Genomic DNA, 1,289 nt, shown 5'->3' with positions numbered 1-1,289 from the left:
CAGGCCCGGATTCTGTGCCAGCATTTCTGCAGCAATCAGTACCATCCAGCCAATACCCAGAGAAATTCTCAAACCGGTAAAAATCATCGGAATAGAGGAAGGAATAACGATCTTCCATACCGTGGTGAAATAGCCTAGTCGTAACACCTTGCCAACATTCAATAAGTCACGATCAATAGATGACACACCGACTGCAGTGTTAATCAACGTTGGCCACAAAGAACACAACATGACGGTGATCGCCGAGGTAATAAAGGATTTGGAAAACATCGGATCGGCAGAAATATACACCGCACTGACCACCATGGTCACAATGGGCAACCAGGCTAACGGTGATACAGGTTTAAAAATCTGAATCAGCGGATTGATGGCGTTGTAAAGATTCTGACTCAGGCCACTGACAATCCCTATTGGTATGGCAATCAGACTGGCTAATAGAAAGCCAACAAATACGGTAAACAGACTGGTCCAGATTTGATCGACAAAAGTGGGTCTTCCCGTAAAGTCCCGAACCCGAATCTCAGCTTCCGGGTTTTTGGCCAGCTTTTCCGCATTGCGTTCTGCCTGACGCTGATAAAAGTCGCTGGCCCGTTGACGTTCGGCCTGATGCTCCTGATTAAGCACCTTAACCTGTTCCCAAACCTGAACCGGCCCCGGTAATTGTCCGAGACTGGTATCCACTTTAGCCGCGCCTACATGCCAGAACATTAAAAAAGCCAACATGGCCAGTAACGGTAAACCAATCATTTTGACCAGCTGTTGAAACTGGAACCCGGCCGGTTCCCCACCGGCGATTTTCGCCAGTGGTACGAACCAGTTCAGCCCCGTCATTTCCAGAAAATATATAAATTTATCTTTCATAGAGTTCATCTTTGTCCGTGTTATGAAAAGCAGGCGATTAATCCGCCTGCTCCTCTCCTTTCAGGCCAATAGCAAATTTTTCCAGGTAAGCATTAGGTGCTGTCCCGTCATATTCAATGCCATCAATAAACTCATTCTGTGCCGGCTTAAAACCGGTTTCAGTCGAAAAATCAGGAAAATCGGCTGCACTTAACTTGCCCTCTTCAATCAGTTCCATTGCGGCAATCTGATAAATGTCCGGGCGATATACCTTCTTGGCCATATCGGTGTACCAGCTATCCGGTTTGGCCTCATGAATCTGTCCCCAACGGCGCATCTGTGTCAGATACCAGATAGCATCACTGTAGTATGGGTAGGTCGCGTTGTGACGGAAAAACACGTTGAAATCCGGAATATCGCGTTTATCGCCTTTTTCATACTCAAAGGTA

Annotated in this window: 1 protein-coding gene and 1 pseudogene; both read right to left on the bottom strand. The window is 46.9% G+C overall.

Features of this window, described 5'->3' with window-relative positions; all coding sequences use genetic code 11:
- Nucleotides 1-861 (bottom strand): ABC transporter permease (locus tag B3O33_RS06530; protein ID WP_292363230.1); only part of this gene is annotated, 861 nt, incomplete at its 3' end.
- A 37-nt stretch (nucleotides 862-898) separates the two neighbouring features.
- Nucleotides 899-1,289: pseudogene (locus B3O33_RS06525) on the bottom strand (nitrate ABC transporter substrate-binding protein); the annotation flags it as partial.

This window comes from Methylophaga sp. UBA1464 (assembly GCF_002325665.1).
In the GTDB taxonomy this organism is placed as follows: Bacteria; Pseudomonadota; Gammaproteobacteria; order Nitrosococcales; family Methylophagaceae; genus Methylophaga.
This window is presented reverse-complemented; position numbering and strand designations above follow the sequence as displayed.